The organism is Pseudothermotoga sp. (assembly GCA_025060105.1).
In the GTDB taxonomy this organism is placed as follows: Bacteria; Thermotogota; Thermotogae; order Thermotogales; family DSM-5069; genus Pseudothermotoga_A.
On sequence record JANXCS010000001.1, the window covers coordinates 42,282 to 63,592 of the forward strand.

The 21,311-nt window shown below is 43.7% G+C and carries 19 protein-coding genes and 2 tRNA genes; 6 read left to right on the forward strand and 15 right to left on the reverse strand.

Annotated features, from left to right (window positions below; all coding sequences use genetic code 11):
* Positions 1-1,256: 1,256 nt before the first annotated feature.
* A complete protein-coding gene (locus NZ875_00230; GenBank protein MCS7174169.1) occupies positions 1,257-2,225 on the reverse strand; it encodes a hypothetical protein in 969 nt (322 codons plus the stop codon).
* A 323-nt stretch (positions 2,226-2,548) separates the two neighbouring features.
* Complete coding sequence (locus tag NZ875_00235; GenBank protein ID MCS7174170.1) at positions 2,549-2,860, reverse strand: hypothetical protein; 312 nt, start codon at positions 2,858-2,860, stop codon at positions 2,549-2,551.
* A 142-nt stretch (positions 2,861-3,002) separates the two neighbouring features.
* On the opposite strand from NZ875_00235, the gene NZ875_00240 reads away from it, so the two are divergent.
* The gene (locus NZ875_00240) at positions 3,003-4,508 is read left to right on the forward strand and encodes a helix-turn-helix domain-containing protein (GenBank protein ID MCS7174171.1); all 1,506 of its coding nucleotides are present in this window, start codon (positions 3,003-3,005) and stop codon (positions 4,506-4,508) included.
* Between the two features lie 112 nt (positions 4,509-4,620).
* On the opposite strand, the gene NZ875_00245 is transcribed toward NZ875_00240, so the two are convergent.
* The 4 genes from NZ875_00245 to aglA all read right to left on the reverse strand — a co-directional run bounded on the left by NZ875_00245 (position 4,621) and on the right by aglA (position 7,005).
* A complete protein-coding gene (locus NZ875_00245; GenBank protein MCS7174172.1) occupies positions 4,621-4,971 on the reverse strand; it encodes a hypothetical protein in 351 nt (116 codons plus the stop codon).
* A gap of 382 nt (positions 4,972-5,353) precedes the next feature.
* Positions 5,354-5,430 (reverse strand) — tRNA-Arg (locus NZ875_00250).
* Between the two features lie 4 nt (positions 5,431-5,434).
* Positions 5,435-5,527: transfer RNA gene (locus tag NZ875_00255), tRNA-Ser, on the reverse strand.
* A gap of 74 nt (positions 5,528-5,601) precedes the next feature.
* The gene (gene aglA / locus NZ875_00260; protein ID MCS7174173.1) at positions 5,602-7,005 is read right to left on the reverse strand and encodes an alpha-glucosidase AglA; all 1,404 of its coding nucleotides are present in this window, start codon (positions 7,003-7,005) and stop codon (positions 5,602-5,604) included.
* A gap of 265 nt (positions 7,006-7,270) precedes the next feature.
* Between aglA and NZ875_00265 the strand changes: the two genes are divergently transcribed.
* Complete coding sequence (locus tag NZ875_00265; protein MCS7174174.1) at positions 7,271-8,482, forward strand: GGDEF domain-containing protein; 1,212 nt, start codon at positions 7,271-7,273, stop codon at positions 8,480-8,482.
* Positions 8,483-8,589: 107 nt separating this feature from the next.
* Here the strand turns inward: NZ875_00265 and NZ875_00270 are convergent, their stop codons facing one another.
* The 9 genes from NZ875_00270 to cysE form a co-directional block, all read right to left on the reverse strand.
* Positions 8,590-9,552 carry a nitroreductase family protein gene (locus NZ875_00270; GenBank protein ID MCS7174175.1) on the reverse strand — a complete coding sequence of 321 codons (963 nt, stop codon included), beginning with the start codon at positions 9,550-9,552 and terminating at the stop codon, positions 8,590-8,592.
* Positions 9,549-10,379, reverse strand: coding sequence for a thiamine pyrophosphate-dependent enzyme (locus tag NZ875_00275; GenBank protein MCS7174176.1), 831 nt, complete (start codon positions 10,377-10,379; stop codon positions 9,549-9,551). The genes NZ875_00270 and NZ875_00275 overlap by 4 nt, the downstream gene beginning before the upstream one ends.
* A complete protein-coding gene (locus NZ875_00280) occupies positions 10,380-12,065 on the reverse strand; it encodes a 2-oxoacid:acceptor oxidoreductase subunit alpha (protein MCS7174177.1) in 1,686 nt (561 codons plus the stop codon).
* Positions 12,066-12,179: 114 nt separating this feature from the next.
* A complete protein-coding gene (gene ggt, locus NZ875_00285) occupies positions 12,180-13,886 on the reverse strand; it encodes a gamma-glutamyltransferase (GenBank protein MCS7174178.1) in 1,707 nt (568 codons plus the stop codon).
* An 84-nt stretch (positions 13,887-13,970) separates the two neighbouring features.
* Positions 13,971-15,053, reverse strand: a complete 1,083-nt coding sequence (locus tag NZ875_00290) for a radical SAM protein (GenBank protein ID MCS7174179.1) — start codon at positions 15,051-15,053, stop codon at positions 13,971-13,973.
* Between the two features lie 3 nt (positions 15,054-15,056).
* A complete protein-coding gene (locus NZ875_00295; protein MCS7174180.1) occupies positions 15,057-16,190 on the reverse strand; it encodes an anhydro-N-acetylmuramic acid kinase in 1,134 nt (377 codons plus the stop codon).
* A gap of 15 nt (positions 16,191-16,205) precedes the next feature.
* Entirely contained in the window at positions 16,206-16,595 is a 390-nt protein-coding gene (locus tag NZ875_00300; GenBank protein ID MCS7174181.1) for a DUF123 domain-containing protein, read from the reverse strand.
* Entirely contained in the window at positions 16,592-17,467 is an 876-nt protein-coding gene (gene cysK, locus NZ875_00305; protein ID MCS7174182.1) for a cysteine synthase A, read from the reverse strand. The genes NZ875_00300 and cysK overlap by 4 nt, the downstream gene beginning before the upstream one ends.
* Positions 17,397-17,996 carry a serine O-acetyltransferase gene (gene cysE / locus NZ875_00310; protein ID MCS7174183.1) on the reverse strand — a complete coding sequence of 200 codons (600 nt, stop codon included), beginning with the start codon at positions 17,994-17,996 and terminating at the stop codon, positions 17,397-17,399. The genes cysK and cysE overlap by 71 nt, the downstream gene beginning before the upstream one ends.
* Positions 17,997-18,127: 131 nt before the next feature.
* Here cysE and NZ875_00315 point away from each other — a divergent pair, with 131 nt between their 5' ends.
* The 4 genes from NZ875_00315 to NZ875_00330 are packed head-to-tail and all read left to right on the forward strand — an operon-like array spanning position 18,128 to position 21,269.
* Positions 18,128-18,889, forward strand: coding sequence for an FprA family A-type flavoprotein (locus NZ875_00315; GenBank protein ID MCS7174184.1), 762 nt, complete (start codon positions 18,128-18,130; stop codon positions 18,887-18,889).
* A gap of 5 nt (positions 18,890-18,894) precedes the next feature.
* A complete protein-coding gene (locus NZ875_00320; protein MCS7174185.1) occupies positions 18,895-19,728 on the forward strand; it encodes a methyl-accepting chemotaxis protein in 834 nt (277 codons plus the stop codon).
* A complete protein-coding gene (gene uvsE / locus NZ875_00325; GenBank protein ID MCS7174186.1) occupies positions 19,725-20,639 on the forward strand; it encodes a UV DNA damage repair endonuclease UvsE in 915 nt (304 codons plus the stop codon). The genes NZ875_00320 and uvsE overlap by 4 nt, the downstream gene beginning before the upstream one ends.
* A 6-nt stretch (positions 20,640-20,645) precedes the next feature.
* Complete coding sequence (locus NZ875_00330; GenBank protein MCS7174187.1) at positions 20,646-21,269, forward strand: HAD family phosphatase; 624 nt, start codon at positions 20,646-20,648, stop codon at positions 21,267-21,269.
* The last annotated feature ends 42 nt before the right edge of the window (positions 21,270-21,311 follow it).

Below are 21,311 nucleotides of genomic sequence, written 5' to 3' on the forward strand. Positions count from 1 at the left end.
AGTGTGTTGTTGTGTGACAGTTTCATTTGTTGTGTGATTTTCGGTGTTGAAGGTGGTTGTTTTCATTTTGGTTTGCAGGATATCTTTCTGGAGTTGATCGTTCGATGGTTCAGACGTTTGTTTGAATAACTTCGAAGGTTCTTTCGAGATAGGAACTTGATTGACCTTTGTTGATTGTTCAAAGGTTTTTGAGGTGAAGGGCGGTTGGTTCGATTGATTCACTGAATTTGAAGGGGCAAGATCGATAACGATCTGCTTTGGATTGTTGGTCAACTGTGCTTCGAGCTTTGTAGTGTGTTGTTTTACTTGTTCAGCTTTGGTGTGTGATGAACTGTCGTCGACATGATTGAGCTTTTGAGCAGTGTGTTGTTGTGTGACAGTTTCATTTGTTGTGTGATTTTCGGTGTTGAAGGTGGTTGTTTTCATTTTGGTTTGCAGGATATCTTTCTGGAGTTGATCGTTCGATGGTTCAGACGTTTGCGAGTTTGAGAAGGCAAGATCAGTAGAAATTTGTTTTGAGCCATCGTTTGATTGCATGATGCGTTGTTGATAGGATCGTTCAACCTTGATGTGTGATGTTGATTCAACATCGGTTTGGCTTGATTGCTGAGAAAATCTTTGGACAGTTTTGCCTTCATACACCACTTTTGCTTGATCGAGCTCTTGCGTCAAATTGATCATTTTCTCCTGATCAGTCTGTAAACTTTCGATGGTCTGACTGGCATTCAATTTTGAGCTTTGCTCCTTCTGTGTGTTTGAAGCATTTTGTATGGAATGTGAGTCGATGGATTTGCTCGGGCTGTTTGAATATTGTTGCTTTTCAGATTGATTCGACAAAATTTTCTTTTGCTCGTTCTCACTGGCTGGGTTGAACTCTTTTGGAACGTTTTTTAAAGAAAGTGCAGTTTCTTGAAGCTTCGTTTCGAATTTTGATTCTGCATCTTCAGTTTTTTCCTCGATCAAGCTTGTTCGATCATCTTGTTTTTTACTTTCACTTTCCAAAATATTTGGATCAACCAGTTCTACATTCATCTTTTCGTTCTGTGAGAGTTTCAGAGTATCTTGCACAACGTTCGTTGGCACTTGTTGCACGCTGGGGTCTACGTTGTTTTTCAACGTTACGAATTGTCCCAACTGTTGGCTCAAAACTTTTTGCTGAACGAGCTTGAGCACATCGATGAAGGAAATTGAGCCTTGTTTGACGAAGTTTTGTTTTTGAACGACCGGTTGATTCTGCTCACCTACAGGCTGGGGTTTTATAAACTCACCCCCCGAAGGACGAGTTTTTGGAAAAGAACGTTGTTGCGATCTTTGAGTTTTTTCATCAATTCCTTGACTCTCTCAGATTGAAGTTTTGAAAAAAGAACCATGACGGATGATTCATCGAGCGAGAGCGTATCTATCATACTGAGTATCTCTTCATCGTTCATTTGCCTTAGAAGTTCCACCGAGAGAATTTGAATCAAACTTGCCTCAATCAACGAGGAAAGCTGTGAATTGATCTGTTTTTCTTTTTTCTCAAGTTCTTGCTTCAAAGTTGATAGATCTTTGCTTATCTGTTCCACACTGGCGATCTTGTTCATGATTTCTGCTGCTTTGTTTGGATTCAGTTTTCCAAGTTCGGATATCACATCCGCACGTGTTGTGGCATCCAATTTGGCGACGGCAAAAGCGATAGATTCGACCGAATACTTTTCACTCGCAAGGATCGGCGCTATTGCGGCAGGATCAGCGCTGGCGATGGTTTGTGAGACCTTCTCGACGTCCTCTGGAATTTGAAGCTTTCTGAGTGCTGTTTCCAATTGAAGATTCTTTTCTTCCCAAGTTTTTCTCATCTCAAGGATCAGTCTACGCTCAGCTTCGAGTTTTTGTCTGTCTCTCGTGAGTTGCTCTCTTTCTTGTTTGATCTGTTGCAAGATCTGTTGGGTCCTTTCGGTTGTGGCCGTTGCCATTCTCTCGAAGTATTGCGAAGGTGTGAGTATCTGCAGCGGTTCGTACTTGACGTATCTGTTCACGTAGGGTATCTTGGAGAGTAAGAATGAAATGTAACTTCGCCAATCTTCCAAAGGTTTAACACCTATACCTTGCAGTCGCTGAAATTCAAAGACAAAATACCCGTACACGAGCACGGTGAAACCAAGGAATAAAACTATAGCGAGCGCTTTCATGAACGCCGCAAATCTTTTCTTTTTCTTTTCTTTCTCCGCCAGAGTTGATCCTCCCAACAAATTCTTCTCCGAATGTGCAAATGACTCCTAACGAAAGAAAAATTGGACAAGACCTTGTTCCAAGGTTTTTGCGCCCAAGATCAAGCTCTTTACTTTGTCCCACAACACTGATGAAATTTCCGAGAGGAATTTGAAGCGGATTTTAAACTATACTCGATGCAAAAAACACCTTCACCAAGCAGGGTGAACTATTTTGTATGAACAGTTTTCCACTGGTACTACATGCCTTGGTGAGCAAGCCTTGACCAAAGTTTACTGGATTGAGTTAGAACACTTCTTGAGAAAATTCAAACTTTGTACTGGCGGGAAGAATGGTGCTCTCAAAGACAGACATGTGAAAATTTCTCACTAAAAAAAGAACCAAAAATGTTAATGGCCCTATTCAAGGTCCTCGTTGAATTGAAATTCCCAAAGATCACTTCATCTTTCGTGCGAATCTCAATTTCTCTGGATTTTCCTTCATAAATGGTGATCTTTGTGACTTTTTCGAGCGGTGTCGTGAAGTTTTTACTTTTATCTTGAAGACATTCGAAGATGACATCATCGTTCGAAAGACACATTTTGAAAAGCTCGTTCTTGAAGAAACCTTTTCGAAGGCTAATGTTGAACGATGGTATTTTCTTTCCAGCCACGCAATCACCCCAATGTGGTTTAAAGTTTAGGTGAAAATGTTCGAGCAAGATACACCAAACGGTTTTTGTCATTGACGTTTTTTGTCATTATTTGTGACACGATCTAGTTCGTGGTGTAAACTAATTTCAAGGAGAGATCATTTTGAATTTTGCCCAAAGGCTCAACCTGTTGATGAACCTCCTTGAAATATCCAACAGTGTGCTCGCTAAAGCCTTGTCAGTTGATCCTTCTTTGATCAGCCGATGGCGTACAGGAGCACGCACACCTTCCAAGGATAGTCCATATTTGGATCGAATAGCTCATTATGTGTCTCACCACGCAAAGTTGGATTTTCAAAAGAATGCCATTTGTAGTTTGATTGGTGTCAAGCTGGAAAATTTATCTGAAGATGAATTTTCACAGATATTAAAAAGTTGGCTCGTTGAACCACTCGTTTCGAACGCAAAACTTGTCGAGGATCTTTTGAGCAAAATAGAAATATTCAAATCTCCTCAGCGAACTTTTGAGAAAACAGATCCGATTCTGGCTGGACAAAAGATCAACTGCGAAGTCTTTTATTCGATCGAAGGCAAGAGAAAAGGTGCGTTGAAATTTTTCTTTCTCGTTGCAGAATGCAAATTCCCTGGAGAACTTTTTCTTTACAGCGATGAGCACATTTCGTGGTTCACTGAGGACAAGACTTACATGCTTCAACTGGCCAACACTGTGATTTCGCTGGCGAAGCTTGGATGGAAAGTTAACATGGTCCACACAGTGAGTAGAGACGTTTCCGAGATGATGAAAGCGATCGAGTTCTGGTTGCCTTTGTACATGACAGGTTCTGTGGTTCCCTATTACAATCCAAGATATCGAGAACATTATTTCAGAAGGACGCTTTTCGTGGCACCAAAAGTGGCCGCTTTTTTGTGTACAACGTTTGAAGAAAGTCAGAAGGAAACCCCAAGTTTTCTTTTCACAGAGCAGCAGATAATCGATCTGATGGCTATGGAGTACGAAAGATTTTTGAAATCGTGTCAACCTCTGATGATAATTCCTCAGATAGGCTCTGAAGAAATGTTCTCGCTGCTCGAAGGGTTCGAAGAACAGCCCATGGCTGGATACATCATCAGCGATGGCTTACCACTCGTCACGATGCCCGGCTCTGTGCTAGAAAAAATTTTGAAGAGAAATCGCATCGAACCTGATCGAATATTCTCTCACTGGCGAAAGAGATCGGCTTCCTTTGAAAAAAATCTCAAATCGTGCCATCAAGTTCACGTTTGCACTATGCCAGATTTGGAAAAGGTGAGATCTGGAAAAATGATCGTGGAGCTTCCAGAGTCCAGTTTCGAATTGCACTACGATGAGGATGAGTATGTTGAACACTTGGCCAGCACGATTGAATTCATCAAGAAATACGAAAACTACAGTTTTTATTTGTCTCAAAGGAATGTCACCAGCAACGTGCTCGTTTCTGTGAAAGACCAAACAGGCGTAATCGTGATCAAGAAAGACTCACCTATTCGGTTGTTTGCAATCAATCAACCTGATATGACCAACGCTTTCTATTGCTATGCCGAAGATTTCATTCACAGATTACCCCAGCAGTGCAAAGATAGATCGTACGTCATAGAACAGCTCGAATCGGTCCTTAAAGAGCTGCTTTGAAGATAGGTCAAGTAGGATTTGAGGTGAAGGTGATGGTGGCAGTACTCGATCTTGGATCAAATTCTTTCATTTTACTCGTTCAGCACAACGGCGAAGTGATATTGGAAGAAGTCTATGAAGTCGGCTTGAAGTCGATTTCGGATGAAGAAAAAGCTTTTGAAACGGCGAGTGAGACGATTCTACAGATGAAAAAGAAAATCGGAGATACAATCATGTATGCATTCGGGACAGCCGTTTTCAGGGAAAGACCAGCGCTGTTTGAAAAGATAATCAAAACCTTCAATTTGAAGGGGGAGATCTTGTCCGAGGAGGACGAAGCGTACTTCACGTACATGAGTGTGGATCCAAACTTTGAGCAGGACATAACGGTGCTCGATCTCGGTGGGGGAAGTTTGGAAATAGTGACGAAGGATTGGTTCAAAAGTTTGCCCGTTGGGACGCACGTTTTGAACAGCTTGTTCAACTTGTCTCTCCCTCATATGGAGCAGTTCAGTGAGGCTGTCAGATACGTTGAGGAGAAGATTCCTTTCATCAAAAATCCTGTGGGTGTGGGCGGATCGTTCGTTACCATCGCCGCGATGAAGTTGGGAAGGTGGGATTTGAAGCTTCTGAACGGCTTGATCCTGAACGCTTCGGATGTTGAATTCTCGTTGAAATTATTGAAAGGTAAAAGTTACGGAGAAGTACGCGGCTGGGGGATCATTCCAGTTGGCAGAGAGAAAACGATCGTGGCCGGATGTGTAGTAGCGATGGCTGTAGCAAAATTTGGACCGATCAGAGTTTCAACGAAAGGTTTCAGACACACCCTCGCAAGTATGATTGAAAGGGGAAAGATAGAGAGACCTTGGCGTGCCCGGGGAGATTTGAACTCCCGGCCTCCAGATCCGCAGTCTGGCGCTCTATCCAGCTGAGCTACGGGCACGCACTGGCGGAGAGGGAGGGATTCGAACCCTCGGTGGAGGAATTCCCTCCACACTTGCTTAGCAGGCAAGCGCCTTCGACCTCTCGGCCACCTCTCCGGGCCAACCTTCATTATAATACAACTCACTGAAAATGCAAATATTCATCGTAAAAGCCTCTGTGAAGAGCTCTCTCACTTCTTTAAGTAATGTTCCTTCATTTTTTCATTGAAAGATAGGCTCAATATTTCGTCGATCACTTTCTGCACTTGATCGTAGGACCTAGTTCTAGGATCTCTCAAAAGGATCTCCTCGAGAACTCTTCTGTCCGCAGAAATGAAAGCTTCAAGGGCCCATTCCATTCTCAAAATTCTTGGAAGCAAGTAAAATTTCACGATCCTGTTCGTCAACGGTGGGTCAATCTTTTCCGGATGCAGGCCATCTTTATCAACTATCACTGGGATCTCAACAACGATATCGTTAGGGATGTCTGGAATGGCACCGTTGTTTTCAACGTTCAAAACTAACCTTGATTTCTCTCCGTTAACGATCGCGTTTATGAAAGGAATGTGCTGTTCTATACTACTATCTGCGCTTCGAAACACTTCTGGCCAGACCTTCGTGAGTTCGATTGAAGGATCTTTTTCCACTTCCTTGGCTAGCTGCAACAATTTTTTTCTAGTTCGCCTCAACTGTTCGTAGAACTTCAACCTTTCAACTTCGTTGTCTATTCCACCGTACTCGCCGTACCACTTTCTCTTCGTTTGTAGATCGAAATGGTATTTCCAACCACCCGATCTGACAGTATCTCCTATCGGATACATACCGTAGAATCTGTACAGATCTATTGCGGCTGGTGAAAAATCTAGGTCCCAGGGATCTTTAGGTTTCCAATCCTTGGAGTGTTTTTCGATCCATTCGTTCAGTAGTGGATAGGCGTCTTTTCCATCACACTTGAACCTGTTCAACCATATCGCATGATTGACACCAGCGACTTGCCAGTCTAGCTTTTCGATGTCTAGCCCTATCGTTCTGGCCAAGTTGAACACGTGGGCATAACCATGGCAGAAACCAACGATTTTCGCTTCAGTGAGTCTTTTGACCAACTGAGTGATCTCGAAGACTGGATTGGCGGTTTGCAATATCCACGCATCGGGCGCAAACTTTTCAACAGCCTTTGCGATATCGAGACTCAGCTTCAATTGATTGTAGTTTGAAATCGTATAGTAGTCTGAGACCATGTTGAGTCCATCGTTGTCGATACCCCTATAGTAGCCGTGCTTCTCTCCAACATTCCTGACAATCTCATACTGCACGTATCCATCTTCGTGACCTTCGGCTCTCGCGAGAGCAGTGTTTATGACGAAATCAGCACCTTCGAGAGCCCTTTCAAGTTGTGTTGTACTTTCGATCTCAAATTGTGCATTGAGCTCACTCAAATACTTTCTGACGAGAATATAGGTGGCTTGCAATCTTTCTTCGTCCACGTCCATGAGTGTCAACTTTGAACCATAGAGATTCTTCTGAGTCGAAAGATCCCCAGCAAGTTTCAGTGTGTAACGAACACTGCCTGCTCCTACGAAAACGATGTTCACCATGTGCATCACCATCCAAACATTGTACTACGTCTTTCAAGTCCAATTAGGGCTTCAAGTGAAAATGTTTCATCCGTTCTATTGAAGCCTCAGTATCAATTGTGAGATTATTATTTTCAACTGATGATTGATTTTTCACAAACTCAAAAAACACTTGACACAATCTTGAAACTTATGGTAACATACAAATACAAAAGTACGCCATTTGAAAATGGAGTGAGATGTTACGATGGGTTTTTCAAGTAGATATGTTCGTATCCTTTTTTATTTGTTGATCTTCTCAACATTGTTTTTCATCGCACGTTATAACTATGTTTTCTATCATACAATCATTGAATTTTTTGCCATCTTCACAGGTTTATCAATCACGTTGATTTCAGCAGCAACTCGCGGACTCACTCAAAACAAGATCTTCATAAAATTTGGCATTCTGTATTTTTTTGTAGCGGTGATAGACTTTTTACACACCCTCGCGTACAAAGGTATGGGTGTTTTTCGTGGTTGGACTGCGAACCATCCAACGCAGTTTTGGATCGCCGGAAGGTTGTTAGAAACGATCGGATTTTTTCTCATTTTGTTTTTTCCAAAATTAAAAGAACGAATTATTTTCGTTTCGTGTGGTGCGTTGAGTGCTCTATTCATCTTCACTATCTGGTTTGGCTTTTTCCCAGATTGCTTCATCGAAGGTTCTGGTTTGACTCCTTTCAAAATAACCATGGAATATGTGATGATAGGTATTTTGTTCGTTACTTTATTGAGGGTTTTTAAATGTAGCGATTCATCGATATCACCTTTCCGAAAATCTGTGATTTTGGCTATCGTCTTCACTATGTTGGGGGAGTTGTCTTTCACTCTCTACACTGATGTATATGGCTTTTTCAACTTCCTCGGACATGTGTTCAGATTCATCTCTTATCTGGTGATTTTGATTGGTGTTATAGTTGATTCTCTGAGAAAGCCTGTTAAAGCTCTGCTGATCGAGCTCGACGAAGAAAAAGAAAAACTCCAACAAATGGCTCATAAAGATCATCTCACGGGGTTGTACAGTAGAAATTTTTTCAACGAATTGATCCAGAAGCAAGTTTCGACTGCTTTGCGACAGATAGTTCCTCTTTCATTTCTCATGATCGACGTGGATGATTTTAAGCAAACAAACGATACCTTTGGCCATTTAGTGGGCGATGAAGTGCTCAGGTTCATAGCACGCAACATAGCCAGTTCAATCCGCGCTTCAGACATAGCCGCGCGCTACGGTGGAGATGAATTCATAGTTGCCTTCTATAACACAACTGAGCAACAAGCGTTGCAGATCGCTGAGAGAATAAGAGAAAAAATCAGAAACTCCAAAGAACTCGGCTTTGGTGTGGATATCAGCTACGGTGTGGCACAACTCGATTCGGGCCAAGACTACATGAAAACTCTTCAAAAAGCCGATGAGGCCATGTATGCCATGAAAAAGTCCAAAAAGAAGGCTTCTTAGCAATTTTCTTGCTCACTCTTCATCGTTGAGATTCGAGTACATTTGCTTGCGTTATATACTTCGAATGCTGGCAGAAACAAAAAATGATCTATGTTCCACGTTTAACGTTACACTATCTTCATTATTTGCGAAAGTTCTTGTCTGTTCCTTGCACTCTTTTCTGCTTCGAGATGCTTTTCGTTCAATTGATCAAACTTTCCCCATTTACCGATGGCTATCAGCGTTATGACGTTACCATCTATGTCAAAAAGCTCTTTCACTTTTACAGGATCGTATCCGGCCACAGGGTGTGCAATCAGTCCCATCTGAGTTGCCTGGATCAGTAAAAATCCCACCGCTAGGCCTGTATCGAACAGCGCGTAGTTTCTATTTTCGCTCAGCTGACAATCAAATTCGTCTTTTGTATAGACAACGACGATTGCAGGTGCGTACTTCATCCAGTAGTTCCCCCCAGAAAGAGCTTCGTGCAGCTTTCCAAGGTATTCTCTGCTCCTCACTACAATGAACCGCCACGGTTGCTTGTTAGCACAAGAGGGAGCAAGATGAGCCGCTTCGATGAGCCTTAAAAGCTTCTCATCTTCGATCGGTTCAGATCTCAAACCACGAAAGGCTCTCCTTTGGAAGATGGAGGGATTGATCGACAAATCTTCTTCAATCGTTTTTTTGAACTCTTCAAGCACTTGTTTGGCGTGGGTTGAAGCTTTCACGTTGAACCATTCTTTTCTGATTCTACCCCATGGATCAGTAATGAAAGTTGATCTTGAAAGTCTACCATTTTTGACGATTCCTAGTTGACTTGCCAGTTCCATCTTCACGTCCGAAAGCAATTTAAATTTGAGTCTGTGTTTCGTTTTGAAAAGGGCAATAACCTCTGGTAGATCTAGTGAGATTGCCACGATGCGCTCATCGAATTCTTCGAACAGTTCGTTGAATCGTTCTGCTTGCATTGTAGATGTCGATGTGCCGATCTTTGGATAGAAATGAAGTACCCAATAGTCTCCCAATAAATTTGTCAGTGCGAAATCCCGACCATTCTCATCTTTTAAGATCGTTGTAGGAAGCTTTTTCATGCGATCAACCCCCTATAAGCGATGGGAGTTTTATTGGTTTTGTACGCGATCAACTGTTCTTCAAAAACTGGTTTGCTTGGATTTTTGTATATCACACCCAGTGCGAATTTTTTCGTCTCTGTCGCGATTCTGAACGCTTGAACTCTATCAGTTGGATCGTAACTGTCTGGCAGGATATAGGTGTTTTCTTTGTACCATTCGTAGGTGTTCAGCTTGTTGAACGAGACACACGGTTGAAAGACATCGACCAAGGCATAACCTTTGTGTTGGATCGCTTGCTTGAAGATTTCCACCGTCAGATCGAGATAACCTGAGAAAGTTCGAGCCACAAAGGACGCGTCCAGAGCGACAGCCACAGCGATGGGGTTGAACGGATCCACGTAAACGCCATCGATTTGGAGCGTGGTGATCTGACCACGCATGGTCGTCGGTGAAGCTTGCCCCTTCGTTAAACCGTATATCTGATTGTTATGAACTATGTTCGTTATGTCTGGATTCTTCCTGATCGTATGAATGAAGTGATTTCCCCCTTCTCCGTAGCTACATCCATCTCCACTTTCAGCGATCACTACCAGTTCTGGATTGGCCATTTTTATTGCGACCGCAGCGGGTAGAGACCTTCCATGTAAACCGTTGAACATGTGTGCTTTAACGTATTGTGGCATCTTCGCAGCTTGGCCTATCCCAGAAACTATGACGACGTTCTGCGGTGATAAGTTGAGCTGTGCAAGAGCCGTTTTCAAAGCTCTCATGATACCAAAGTTACCACAGCCTGGACACCACGCGATGTCAGCGTTCGGTATATCGTAATCGTTGGGCTGAAACATTCATTCCACCTCCAGTTTTTCTCGAACTGCTCTCAAAACTTGCTCAACTGAGTATGGAAAACCATCGTATTTGAGTATCCTGTTCGATGTGTCCATGCAGAAAGTTTGTTTGATGAGATTGGCGAACTGCCCAGTAGCGTTCTGCTCAATGAAAATGATCTTTTTAGCTTTTTCAAAGAACCTCTTGGCTGTGGGAGGAACAGGATAAACTTGTGGAAAATGCAAGTGAGCGATTTTATCGTTACCGAGTGATCTTAGAGCTTCTCGAACGATCAAAAAGGTTGAACCCCAGCTCACCAGGAGTAATTCGTAATTCTCTGAGCCGAAGAATCTGGGCGTCAAAGACTCTTCAACTATTCTCTTGAACTTTTTCAAACGTTTTTCCACCATCATCTTTCTCACGGAGGCACTTTCAGTGATGTGCCCGAACTCGTCGTGTTCGTCGCTGTCCACTCGTACCAGGCCATCCCCGTAACCAGGTATGCCCCTCGGTGAAATACCATCCTCGGTGATCTCGTAGCGGCGATAGTTCTGGTTCGTTTTAACGATGTGCCTCTCGATGGAAACCTCGGGTAGTTGGTCTACAAGATAGTAAGAATCCAAAAGGTACTGATCGGTCAGAATGAAAACAGGTATTTGAAACTTGTCGGCCACGTTGAACGCGCGTGCGGTGAGTTCATACGCTTCTTCTATGCTTCCTGGTGCATAAACAACGCGTGGAAATTCTCCATGACCAGCGTAGAGCACGAGGTTGAGATCTGCTTGTTCTGTTCTCGTTGGAAGTCCAGTTGCAGGACCGGGTCTCTGACCTAAGTGTACGACGATGGGTGTTTCGATCATTCCAGCCAAGCTGATCGCTTCGCACATGAGAGCAAAACCTCCGCCGGACGTCGTCACTAAACCACGTGCTCCGGCGTACCAAGCCGCGATGACCATGTTCGCTGCGGCGATCTCGTCCTCGGCTTGCTCGACCAAGATCCCATGACTTTTCGCCATCTTCGCAAGTTCTGTGAACACGACTGTGGAAGGCGACATGGGATAAGAAGAAACGAAATTGCAACCGGCTGCGACCGCACCGAGCGCGACGGCTTTTGAACCGCTGAGCAAACGTTTATGTTTGACCTCTTCGCACCTAGTCAATTCTAGCTTCAAGTTCAAAGATCTTCCTATCTCGTAACCTTTCAATGCTGCGGAAACGTTCGCTCCTATGATCTCTTTCGATCTAGTTGAGAAGTGTTCTTCGATGTTCTTTTTCAGAGCCTCAACGTTGAGGTTCATGATGCCTGCGAGTACACCTGTAGCTACAGAGTTCGCGTAGATACGGTTGCCAAAACTCTCCGCAATCTTTGAAAAATCGATGATAACGTGATTTGGTTCGTTCCTTACGAATTTTTCCTCACCAAGCACGATCGTTGAATCGTTCATTCGCCATCTGAGTCTGTCTATGGCGTTTTCGTTGAGTACAACGAGTAAATCGATCCGATCGATGTTGGCGTGAACAGGTTCGCAAGAGATCCTCAGCGTCGTAGAATTGTTTCCACCACGAATGCGAGACATGTATTCCTTCGTTGCAAAGACGTACAAGTCCGAATCTTTAATCACTCGAACCAGTATCTCTTCAACTGTTTGAATGCCTTGCCCAGCAGCTCCACTCAATACAACGCTGATTTCTTTCTTTTTTTCCACGGTTGCACCTCCACAAACTTGATTCAATTTAAAGTTTATCACAAATTTAACCAAAATTGCCCTTCGAAACAAAAAGGCCAGCCGAACGGCTGGCCTTTCAAATTCGAGTGAATCTCAGTAAACCATGATCACAGTACCTTCACGCCTCGGATCTGCTCCTCCGTACACCTTTCCCGTTTCATGGTCAATGAGTATGCACTGAACACTGCCTATGATGCGGGGAGTTGGCTCCAATTTGTGGCCTCTCAGCTCTAGTTCCCTGCGAACGTGCTCGGCTATACCTTGTTCCCAGCGAACCGTCGGATAAGATGAGCTGAAAATGCGTGGCGCGTTTATCGCTGATTGAACATCCATGCCGTGATCGATGATGTTCATGATCACTTGCATCACGCTCGTTATGATGGTCGCACCACCTGGCGAGCCAACGGTGAACCAAGGTTTTTCGTTTTTGAAGACTATCGTTGGTGTCATGCTACTCCTTGGGCGCTTCCCTGGCTCGACTTGGTTCACTCCACCTGGTACGAAATCAAAATCCGTCATTTCGTTGTTGAGCAGAAAACCATAACCTGGTACCATAACACCGGAACCAAAGACATCCTCTATCGTCGTGGTATAAACCACGAGGTTTCCCCATTTATCACGCACGGTGAAGTGCGTCGTTTGAGAGCTTGGGTTTTCTTCACACCAGAAGGGTTTGGCGCAACAAGTTTGATCAGCAGATTCGTATTTCCAAGGATCACCAGGTGTGACGTTCGGATTGGCTTTTTGAAAGTCTATGAGTGATCCTCTCTCTGCAATGTAGGCTGGATGTAGATAGCCCGTGTAGGGTATCTTCACAAAATCACCGTCTGCGAGGTATTTTCCACGGTCTGCATAGGCCAAATGCATCGCTTCGATCATCAAATGGAGTGTTTGAGTTGTATTATGGCCGAGTGCTTTGATATCGTAAGCTTCCAACATTTTGAGCATCTGGAGTAAGGTCAACCCACCGGAACTTGGAGGTGGCATGGAAACGATTTTATAGCCACGGTATGTACCAACGATCGGCTGGCGAAACTTCACATCGTAGTTTTTCAAATCTTCTAGAGTCATAGTTCCACCGCGTTCCTGCACGGCTTTAACGATCGCTTCCGCGATTTCACCTTCATAGAACACTTCTGGTCCTTTGTCTCTTATCAAGCGGAAAGTTTTTGCAAGGTCTGGTTGAACTAATAGCGCCCCTTCGGGCAACGGTTGACCGTTCGGGGCGAAGATTTTCTTCGCTTCATCGTTGAACTTGTACATGCTGGGTTGAATGTACTCAGCCAAAACTTTGTTCACTCTCACACCCTTCTCGGCGAGTTCGATCGCAGGATCGATGAGCTCCGCGAAAGGCTTGCTACCATAAAGTTTGTGTGCCGTGATCAGGCCTTTCAGCGTGCCAGGTACACCGATGGCATGTCCAGTCTTGATCGCCTCCGTGAAAGGTAGTGGCTTTCCTTCGGCGTTCAAAAACATCGTAGGCTTGGCACCAGCCGGAGCTTGTTCTCTGCTGTCGATGATCACTACTTCATTTTTGTCGGCCAGATAGATCATCATGAAACCGCCGCCACCGATACCAGACATCATCGGTTCAACAACGTTCAAGGCGAACTGCACCGCTATGGCTGCGTCGATCGCGTTTCCACCTTGTTGGAGTATTCTTGCACCAACTAGTGAAGCGAGTGGATGCGCGGTCGAAACTACCCCTTGGAATGGTTGATCTTGGGAAGCGAAGATCAGTTGGACAAACACTGCGAGTAACAGCAAAACCACGGTGCGTGTAACGAAGATTTTTTTCATGGTACTCCCCCCTTTCAAAAATATTGTATCATTTGTTTGAACTGTTTTGAGGGATTGTTTGAACGAAAGTACAGAGACAACGAATCATCTCAGTAACCAGACATTTTCAACGAAGACTCTTTTCAATCCGCTGGAAGTGGCTGCGTTGAAAACCTCTTGCATCTGTTTTTTGCTCGTAGTTGGAACATCGTGCATGAGATGTTGTGGTGCAAAAGCCAAGAGAATGTAAGGTATATTTTCGTCAATTTGTGCGAGAAAACGAGCGATGTTTCCGACCTCAACTTCATCGACATAGTGTGGAACTACCAGAGTGCTCACGACGAGCAAAGGCGGTTCTTTTCTGTCATCCAGAGAAGAAATGAGTTTGATGTTATTTTTCAGTCTATCCACAGCTTTTTCACCGTTCACACCACAGAGCGATTCATACACAGATGGGGTGAAAGCTTTCCAATCTATCTTGATGATGCCCCCAGATTTCAAGCTGACCAGAGCCATTTGTTTGGCTATCGTTTCGTTCATGAGCCCATTGGTCTCCCAACAAATCCTCTTGTTCATCTTTTGTGAAGCTTTCAGTGTGAAATCTGACCAAGGCAGTGGATCCCCACCGAAATAGCAAACGCAACTAACGTGCCTTTGATTGGCAAGTTTGGCAAGCTCATCGATTGAGATGAATTCACCTTCTTTCATTTCTCCATTCGACAACATGTACTTGTGATCTATATTCTGACAGAAAAGACAATCTAGGTTGCAACCAGTGAAAAACACAGCTAAGTTGTTGAAGCCAAGGTGGTTCTTTTCAGGACAAACTGGTAAGGCAACACAGTTCGTTGGGTGAGGATCCAAGTACCAGCGAAGGTAGGCTTTGTCGAAATCTTCAGTTATTGGGATCAGTTTTCCACCGATATTCTTCATAACTCCACAGTGACCAAAGCTGCTTGGAAAAATCTTGCATCGATTGATGCAGAGAGAACATCTTGAGCCCTCTTGAGACACTTGGGCAGGAAAGCCGATCGAGCAGCGCCATTTTTCGTGCGTTTTTCTGGAGAAAATCAAGGCTTTCTCCGGTCTTTCTCTCAAGCAGTTGACGCATACTCTTACGGATGAGCTGATCTCGATAGATTCGAAACCGCACAGAACACATTTCTTCTTGGAAAACTCTTCAAACATGTCTCACCACGGTAAAGAAAGCTTACCCATGACACAGCTTCTCTTCGCACCAGTCACGGTTTTGGCGGGAGCCAAACTCTTCACGAACATTTCACCGAGAAAAGCGATCGCTATAGCTTCACGAAAGTCTATCAACCTTTTTTCTAAAAGTTTGATCTCAAAACCAGCTTGTTCAAGATCTTCCAACAACGTTTGGTTGTAAGCTCCCCCACCTGTCACGATGAATTTTTTCACGTGTGGAAGATGAAGCGTGACGTTCTCTTTGACCATACGAGCTGTGAACATAACGATGGTTCGCAAAAGATCGGCAGGTTGTAGCGGTTTGAGCGCACCAACTTCTTCAAGGAAGGAAAGGTTATAAACTTCTCTACCTGTTGTCTTGGGCGGTTTCTTTTCGATGTACTTCCTTTCGTGCTCGATCATCTTCTGTAGCAAATCTGGATTGGCCTTTCCAGTCCTCGAAAGACTACCTCCCTCGTCGAATTCTTTTGCAAAAAAATTTCGAACTACAATGTCCATCAAGCAATTACCCGGTCCAGTATCGAAAGCGATCAGTTCGCCATTCACACCGATCGCTGTGATGTTAGCTATGCCTCCAACGTTCAAAACGGCGGTAGAAACGTCTGAACCCATCAAAAAAGCCCAGTCGAAATACGCGGTGATCGGCGCTCCTTCACCATCCAACGCAACATCTTTAGTTCTAAAACCGTGAATGACGGGCTTTTTCAGTTCAACTGCAAGCACGTCTGCTTCACCGAGTTGAAGCGTCGCTCTCTGTGTGGGTGTGTGCCAAACTGTTTGACCATGGTAAGCCACAAAATCGCACTGAAAGTCAAATTTTTTCACAATTTCTGCATGTTTTCTTGCGATCTCGTAGTTGAGTAGTGTTACGTACTCAACGTTGGAAAAATTCTTGTCGTAAGCCTTTGTGATCTTTTCTTTGAACGAAATCTCATAACTCACTGTTACCGCATTCATCAAATCAAAATTCAGCTGTTTGTCCCAGGAGAATTTCACCTGAGCTATATCCAATCCGTCTGCGGATGTGCCGGACATCAAACCCAACACCGTGTGCTGTTTTTTCTCAAAAAGTTTGAGAAGTTCTCGCCAATCACCCAGTTGAACGAACTGATCCAAGGTTATCCCCCCAATTCAGCTTTTTGTAAACTTTTCGATCAATCTCCCAAGTAATGAGCAGAATGCATTCATATCGTCTACTTTGTAAAGGTTCGTCCTCACTTTCAAATCACTCGAGCCAAAACCTTTCGGTCCACCGAATTTTTCGGCCAACATGTTAGATACGTTTTCTTCCAGCTTCTCTTCACAAGGCAACATGATCACGCTCAGTATCTTTCCATGTTGCAGTAAATGATCAATATGCCAGTGGTTTTTCTTCCCTTTCTTTAAATGTCTACCGATTCTTTGAAGTAATCCATTCATCGCAGAACCAACATACACATACAATCCCGCTTCAAGGACCCATCGGTTTTTAATGGTAGCTTTGTGGTCCAATTGGATGAGGAGCAGGTACGTACCTTTCATTCTACCAAACTGAGGTATCTATCGAAACCGTCCGGAGCGATCGTGACCACGCGTGCATTTTCTGGAAGATCTTTCGCGATTCTCACCGCTACAGCTATGTTTGCACCACTTGAGATACCCACAGGTAAAGCTTCTTTTTTCATCAGAAATTTCATCATGTCTATGGCTTCCTCATCTTCGACCAGTTCTATTCTATCGATCAACGAGATATCCAAAATCTTAGGAACAAAGCCAGCACCTATACCTTGAATCCTGTGCCTTGATGCAAAACCTTTCGAAATCGTTGGTGAAGTAGCTGGTTCAACTGCTACTATCTTTACTTTAGCCCCATAAAGTTTCTTCAGCACTCTGCCGACACCCGTGATAGTTCCGCCGGTACCGATTCCAGCAACAAACACGTCCAATTTGTAGTTCATCTGTGCGAGGATTTCGTGAGCGGTGGTCAGCTCGTGTGAGAGTGGATTGTAAAGATTTTCAAATTGGTTCGGCATGTAAGCGTCCAATTCTTGAACCAATTCCAAGGCTTTTTTTATCGCTCCGTTCATCCCTTGCTCTGCGGGTGTCAAGATCACTTCAGCTCCATAACTTCTGAGCAGTTTGACTCTTTCCACACTCACGCTCTCAGGCATCGTGAGTATGACCCTATAGCCTTTCAAAGTTCCAATCGCAGCCAGTGCCACACCTGTGTTACCGCTGGTGGGCTCCACGATCACACCGTTTTTGATTAAGCCTTGAGACTCGGCTGCTTCGATCATGAACAACGCGGGTCTATCTTTCACGCTACCCCAAGGATTGTTCCTCTCAAGTTTCACAAACACCCTCGACTCTGTCTTCAACCTCACCATGGGGGTATTGCCTACTAAATTCAGCATCTCGGCTATCCCTCCTCAGTATTCTTGCGGGTACACCAACTGCCAAGCTATTCGGTGGCACATCTTGCAAGACAACGGCGTTGGCTCCTATGACTGAATTGTCCCCAACCTTTATGGGTCCAAGGATTTTGGCACCTGCCCCGATCAAAACGTTTCTTCCTATATCAGGATGTCTCTTTCCAGTACAAATTTTTTTAGCTCCGAGCGTGACTCCCTGGTAGATCACAGTATTGCTTCCCACGCTTGCAGTCGAGCCTATCACGACACCAATGCCGTGGTCTATCACTACACCAGGCTCAATCTTGGCAGCTGGATGGATGTCCATGGAGAACAGAACGCGTTTGAGGTAATAGAAAATATAAGCCAGGGGGTAAAGTTTCCATTCGTAGAAAAGGTGGGAGATTCTATAGAGGAGTAAACCGTGAAAAGAAGCGTTGAAGAAAATCAACTGAAAAACGTTAGAAGTGGCAGGATCTAGGCGAAGGTACGCTCTCACGTCCTTTCGAACAGCGTGTAAGAAATTTCGCACCCCACAAGCATGGAAAAACACCTCCTACTTTTGATCTTCATTCATCAACCAGTTTAGCATGTTTTTTCCAAAACGAGGTTCATTCAAACGTCTTTTTTGAAAATATAATTGTTTTGAAAGGAGGAACTTCGATGTATCAAAATGAAGCGATCTTCGATAACGGGTTTCACAAGTTCTATTTTCTTGGCTGGGAAGAGAAAGAAGAGGAGATAGTTCAAACCAATCAATACCTCATCGTTGATGGCGATGAGGCTGTCCTTTTAGATCCTGGAGGAGCTCACGTTTTTCCACGTGTTCTTGCGAACGTTTCCGAGATCATTGAACCTTCCAAAATAACACACCTGTTCTACACCCACCAAGATCCAGACGTGACTAGCGGTATCATCCTTTGGCTTTCCATAGCAGAAAGCAGCAAGGTTCATATCTCAAACCTTTGGGTTCGTTTCTTGCCACATTTTGGTGTTTATGATCAACGCCGGGTCGTTGGGATTCCAGATCATGGTGACACGATAAAGTTGAAAAGTGGAAATACCTTGGAATTGATACCAGCACATTATTTGCATTCCACTGGTAACTTCAATCTCTACGATCCTGTGGCTAAGATACTGTTTTCAGGAGACGTAGGAACGTGTGTGTTTCCAGCTGGAAAGAGATACCGCGAGGCGGTAGATTTCGAATCGCACGTTAAGAACATGGAAGCTTTTCACAAAAGATACATGGCTTCCAACATGGCATGTCGTAAATGGGTGGATACGGTTTCAAAGAAACAGATCGACGTAATAGCCCCACAGCATGGAGCGATAATGAGAGGAGAATGTGTCAAAAAATTCTTCAATTGGCTGAGAGATTTGAAATGTGGTATCGATCTCATCGACCAATTCTACGGGAAGTGAAGCGCATGGACAAAAAAACTTTTGAAAAGATCTCATCAGCTTTCTTTGCTGAAAACTTAATGACGAGTTTCATGAGCCAACTGGATGAAGCACTCGTTTCAAGGGTCTTGAATCTCAGACATCGCATAGATGAAGCTATGAACAGATTTGAAGGAACAAAAGATCAAATCTCCAAGATTCAAGAGAAGTTTTCCACAAACAGTGAGGAATTGAAAAATGCTTTCGAAACATTACGACGCGTCAGCTCTGAAATGCAATCTCAGCTTTCAAAATCTGGGGCCAGTTTGGATCAGGTGAGTGAAAAATTCAAAGATATCCTCGATAAAACTTCACGCACTTTGGAAAGTTTCGGAGAAATTGAGCGTATGATCGAACAGATCGTGAGGATAGCCAAGCAAACGAATTTGCTCGCGTTGAATGCATCCATAGAAGCGGCGAGGGCAGGCGAACACGGTAGAGGTTTTGCCATCGTGGCTTCTGAAATTCAAAAGCTGGCTGGAGAGTCGAACAGAACCACGCAAGAAATCACACAAAAAGTGAAACATCTCAGCGAGATGGTTCAAAGTTCCATAGAAGGTTTGAAGATCGTTGCCGATTTGTTCAACATCTTCAAAAACTCTACAGAGCGAATGCTTTCTTTTTTGCAACAGAACGCCGAATTGATTTCCAAAACGAGCGTCACTTTCGATCAAACCAGTGAAAGTTTATCTCAGCAGCAAGCTGTGATAAAAGAAACCTACGAAGTTTTAAAGAGCGCTGAAGAAAAATTCGAAGCTATGCTCAGGGTCATCAACTCCGTTGTTAAAGCTCAGCAGAAGCTCAAGGATTTGAAGCTGTGAAAGATCTACGCCATCTTGGACTTGGCTTCTTTTGTTCTACGAGCGATAATAGAATCACCACGAACAGGAAGTTCAAGCTTTCGAACCTCACTCTGTCGAAGTTTCTGAATGTTTTTTATCAGAACCTATCCGACTTCGTCGTGTTGCTGGAAATTTCGAAGAGAATGAATCTGAGCATCTTCAGATTGGGGTCAAACATGGTACCATTCGCTTCACATTCGAATTTGGACAAAAGTTGGTTAAAAATGATCGAAAAAGATTTGAAAAGTGCATCAGAAGCAATTCGAAAGTATGGCGTTCGCATCACGATGCACCCAGGTCAACACGTGATCCTCAGCTCACCGAGGAAAGAAGTTTTGGATGCTTCTCTAAGAGAACTTGAATATCATTTTTGGCTCCTCGATTGTTTGGGTGTTGGAAATGACGGCGTTGTGGTGGTACACGTCGGGGGTGTTTATGGGGATAAAAAAGAAGCTTTGAAGCGCTTCATCTTCGTTGTAAGGGAAAGTTCGTGGTTGAAAGAAAGGTTGGCCATTGAGAACGATGAAAGATTCTATAACTTAGAGGATGTGTTGTGGCTCTGCGAGAGGTTGAACCTTCCAGTTGTGTTCGACTATTACCATCACACGATTAACCCTTCGGATTTCGATTCAAAAATGGTTCTGAGTAGTTGGGATGGTAGAATTCCAGAGTTTCATCTTTCATCCTTCCCAACGGTTTCGAAGAAGTTCAACGAGCACGGGGACTGGATAGAGATCGAAGATGTACTTTCTTTAGAGAATCTGTTCAAAGGTGAAAGAATAGATGTGATACTGGAGGCCAAGAAAAAGGAGAAAGCTATAGAAAGGCTCATAGAACTGGCTCAGGATAATGGTGTTGTCCTTTCTGCGCGATCTTTAATGAAGGGGTGAAGAGTTTTGATAAGAAATTTTGTCTTCGATCTTGGAAGAGTGTTGTTGGATTGGGAACCTTACGAGTACATGCTCAAAGTTTTTCCAAAAAGTGTTGCAGATGAGATCAACGAAAAGATTTTTGAAAGTAAAGATTGGTGGTTGATGGACAAAGGGATATTCTCTGAAGAACAGCTGTGGGAGAAGAAACTCAAAGAACTCCCTCATCTGAGTGAGTACATAGTGCACATGAAAGAAAAAGTGCCGCAACTTTTGATTCCAATCGAGGAGAATGTGAAGATTTTGCCTAAACTCAAACAAAAGGGTTTCAAGTTGTACGTGTTGTCGAATTTCAGCGAGAAAAATTTCGAGTTGGTCTATTCCAAGTACGACTTTTTCAAATTTTTCGATGGTATGGTCATTTCTTCGCATGTGAAGCTCGCCAAACCCGAAAAAGAGATTTATCTGGAGCTGATCAAAAGATACAACTTGGTCCCAAAGGACAGTCTCTTTATAGATGACAAGCTTGAGAACATTCAAACTGCACGGATGTTGGGTTTCGAGTGCATACATTTGACGGACCATAGAAATCTCACAGAAAAGCTTAAGGATTTGCTTGGTGAAAACTTTGTGGATGAACTTAAAGATTGAACGAAACAGTCGGCCGTACAGCTGAAGGTTTTCAAAATATTT

Bases quoted from the DNA above. Each gene is read 5' to 3' on its own strand.
- aglA (MCS7174173.1), bottom strand. From the start codon at position 7,005: ATGGTGAACATCGTTTTCGTAGGAGCAGGCAGTGTTCGTTACACACTG.
- NZ875_00270 (MCS7174175.1), bottom strand. From the start codon at position 9,552: ATGAAAAAGCTTCCTACAACGATCTTAAAAGATGAGAATGGTCGGGAT.
- NZ875_00275 (MCS7174176.1), bottom strand. From the start codon at position 10,379: ATGTTTCAGCCCAACGATTACGATATACCGAACGCTGACATCGCGTGG.
- ggt (MCS7174178.1), bottom strand. From the start codon at position 13,886: ATGAAAAAAATCTTCGTTACACGCACCGTGGTTTTGCTGTTACTCGCA.
- NZ875_00290 (MCS7174179.1), bottom strand. From the start codon at position 15,053: ATGTTTGAAGAGTTTTCCAAGAAGAAATGTGTTCTGTGCGGTTTCGAA.
- NZ875_00300 (MCS7174181.1), bottom strand. From the start codon at position 16,595: ATGAAAGGTACGTACCTGCTCCTCATCCAATTGGACCACAAAGCTACC.
- cysK (MCS7174182.1), bottom strand. From the start codon at position 17,467: ATGCTGAATTTAGTAGGCAATACCCCCATGGTGAGGTTGAAGACAGAG.
- NZ875_00315 (MCS7174184.1), top strand. From the start codon at position 18,128: ATGTATCAAAATGAAGCGATCTTCGATAACGGGTTTCACAAGTTCTAT.
- NZ875_00320 (MCS7174185.1), top strand. From the start codon at position 18,895: ATGGACAAAAAAACTTTTGAAAAGATCTCATCAGCTTTCTTTGCTGAA.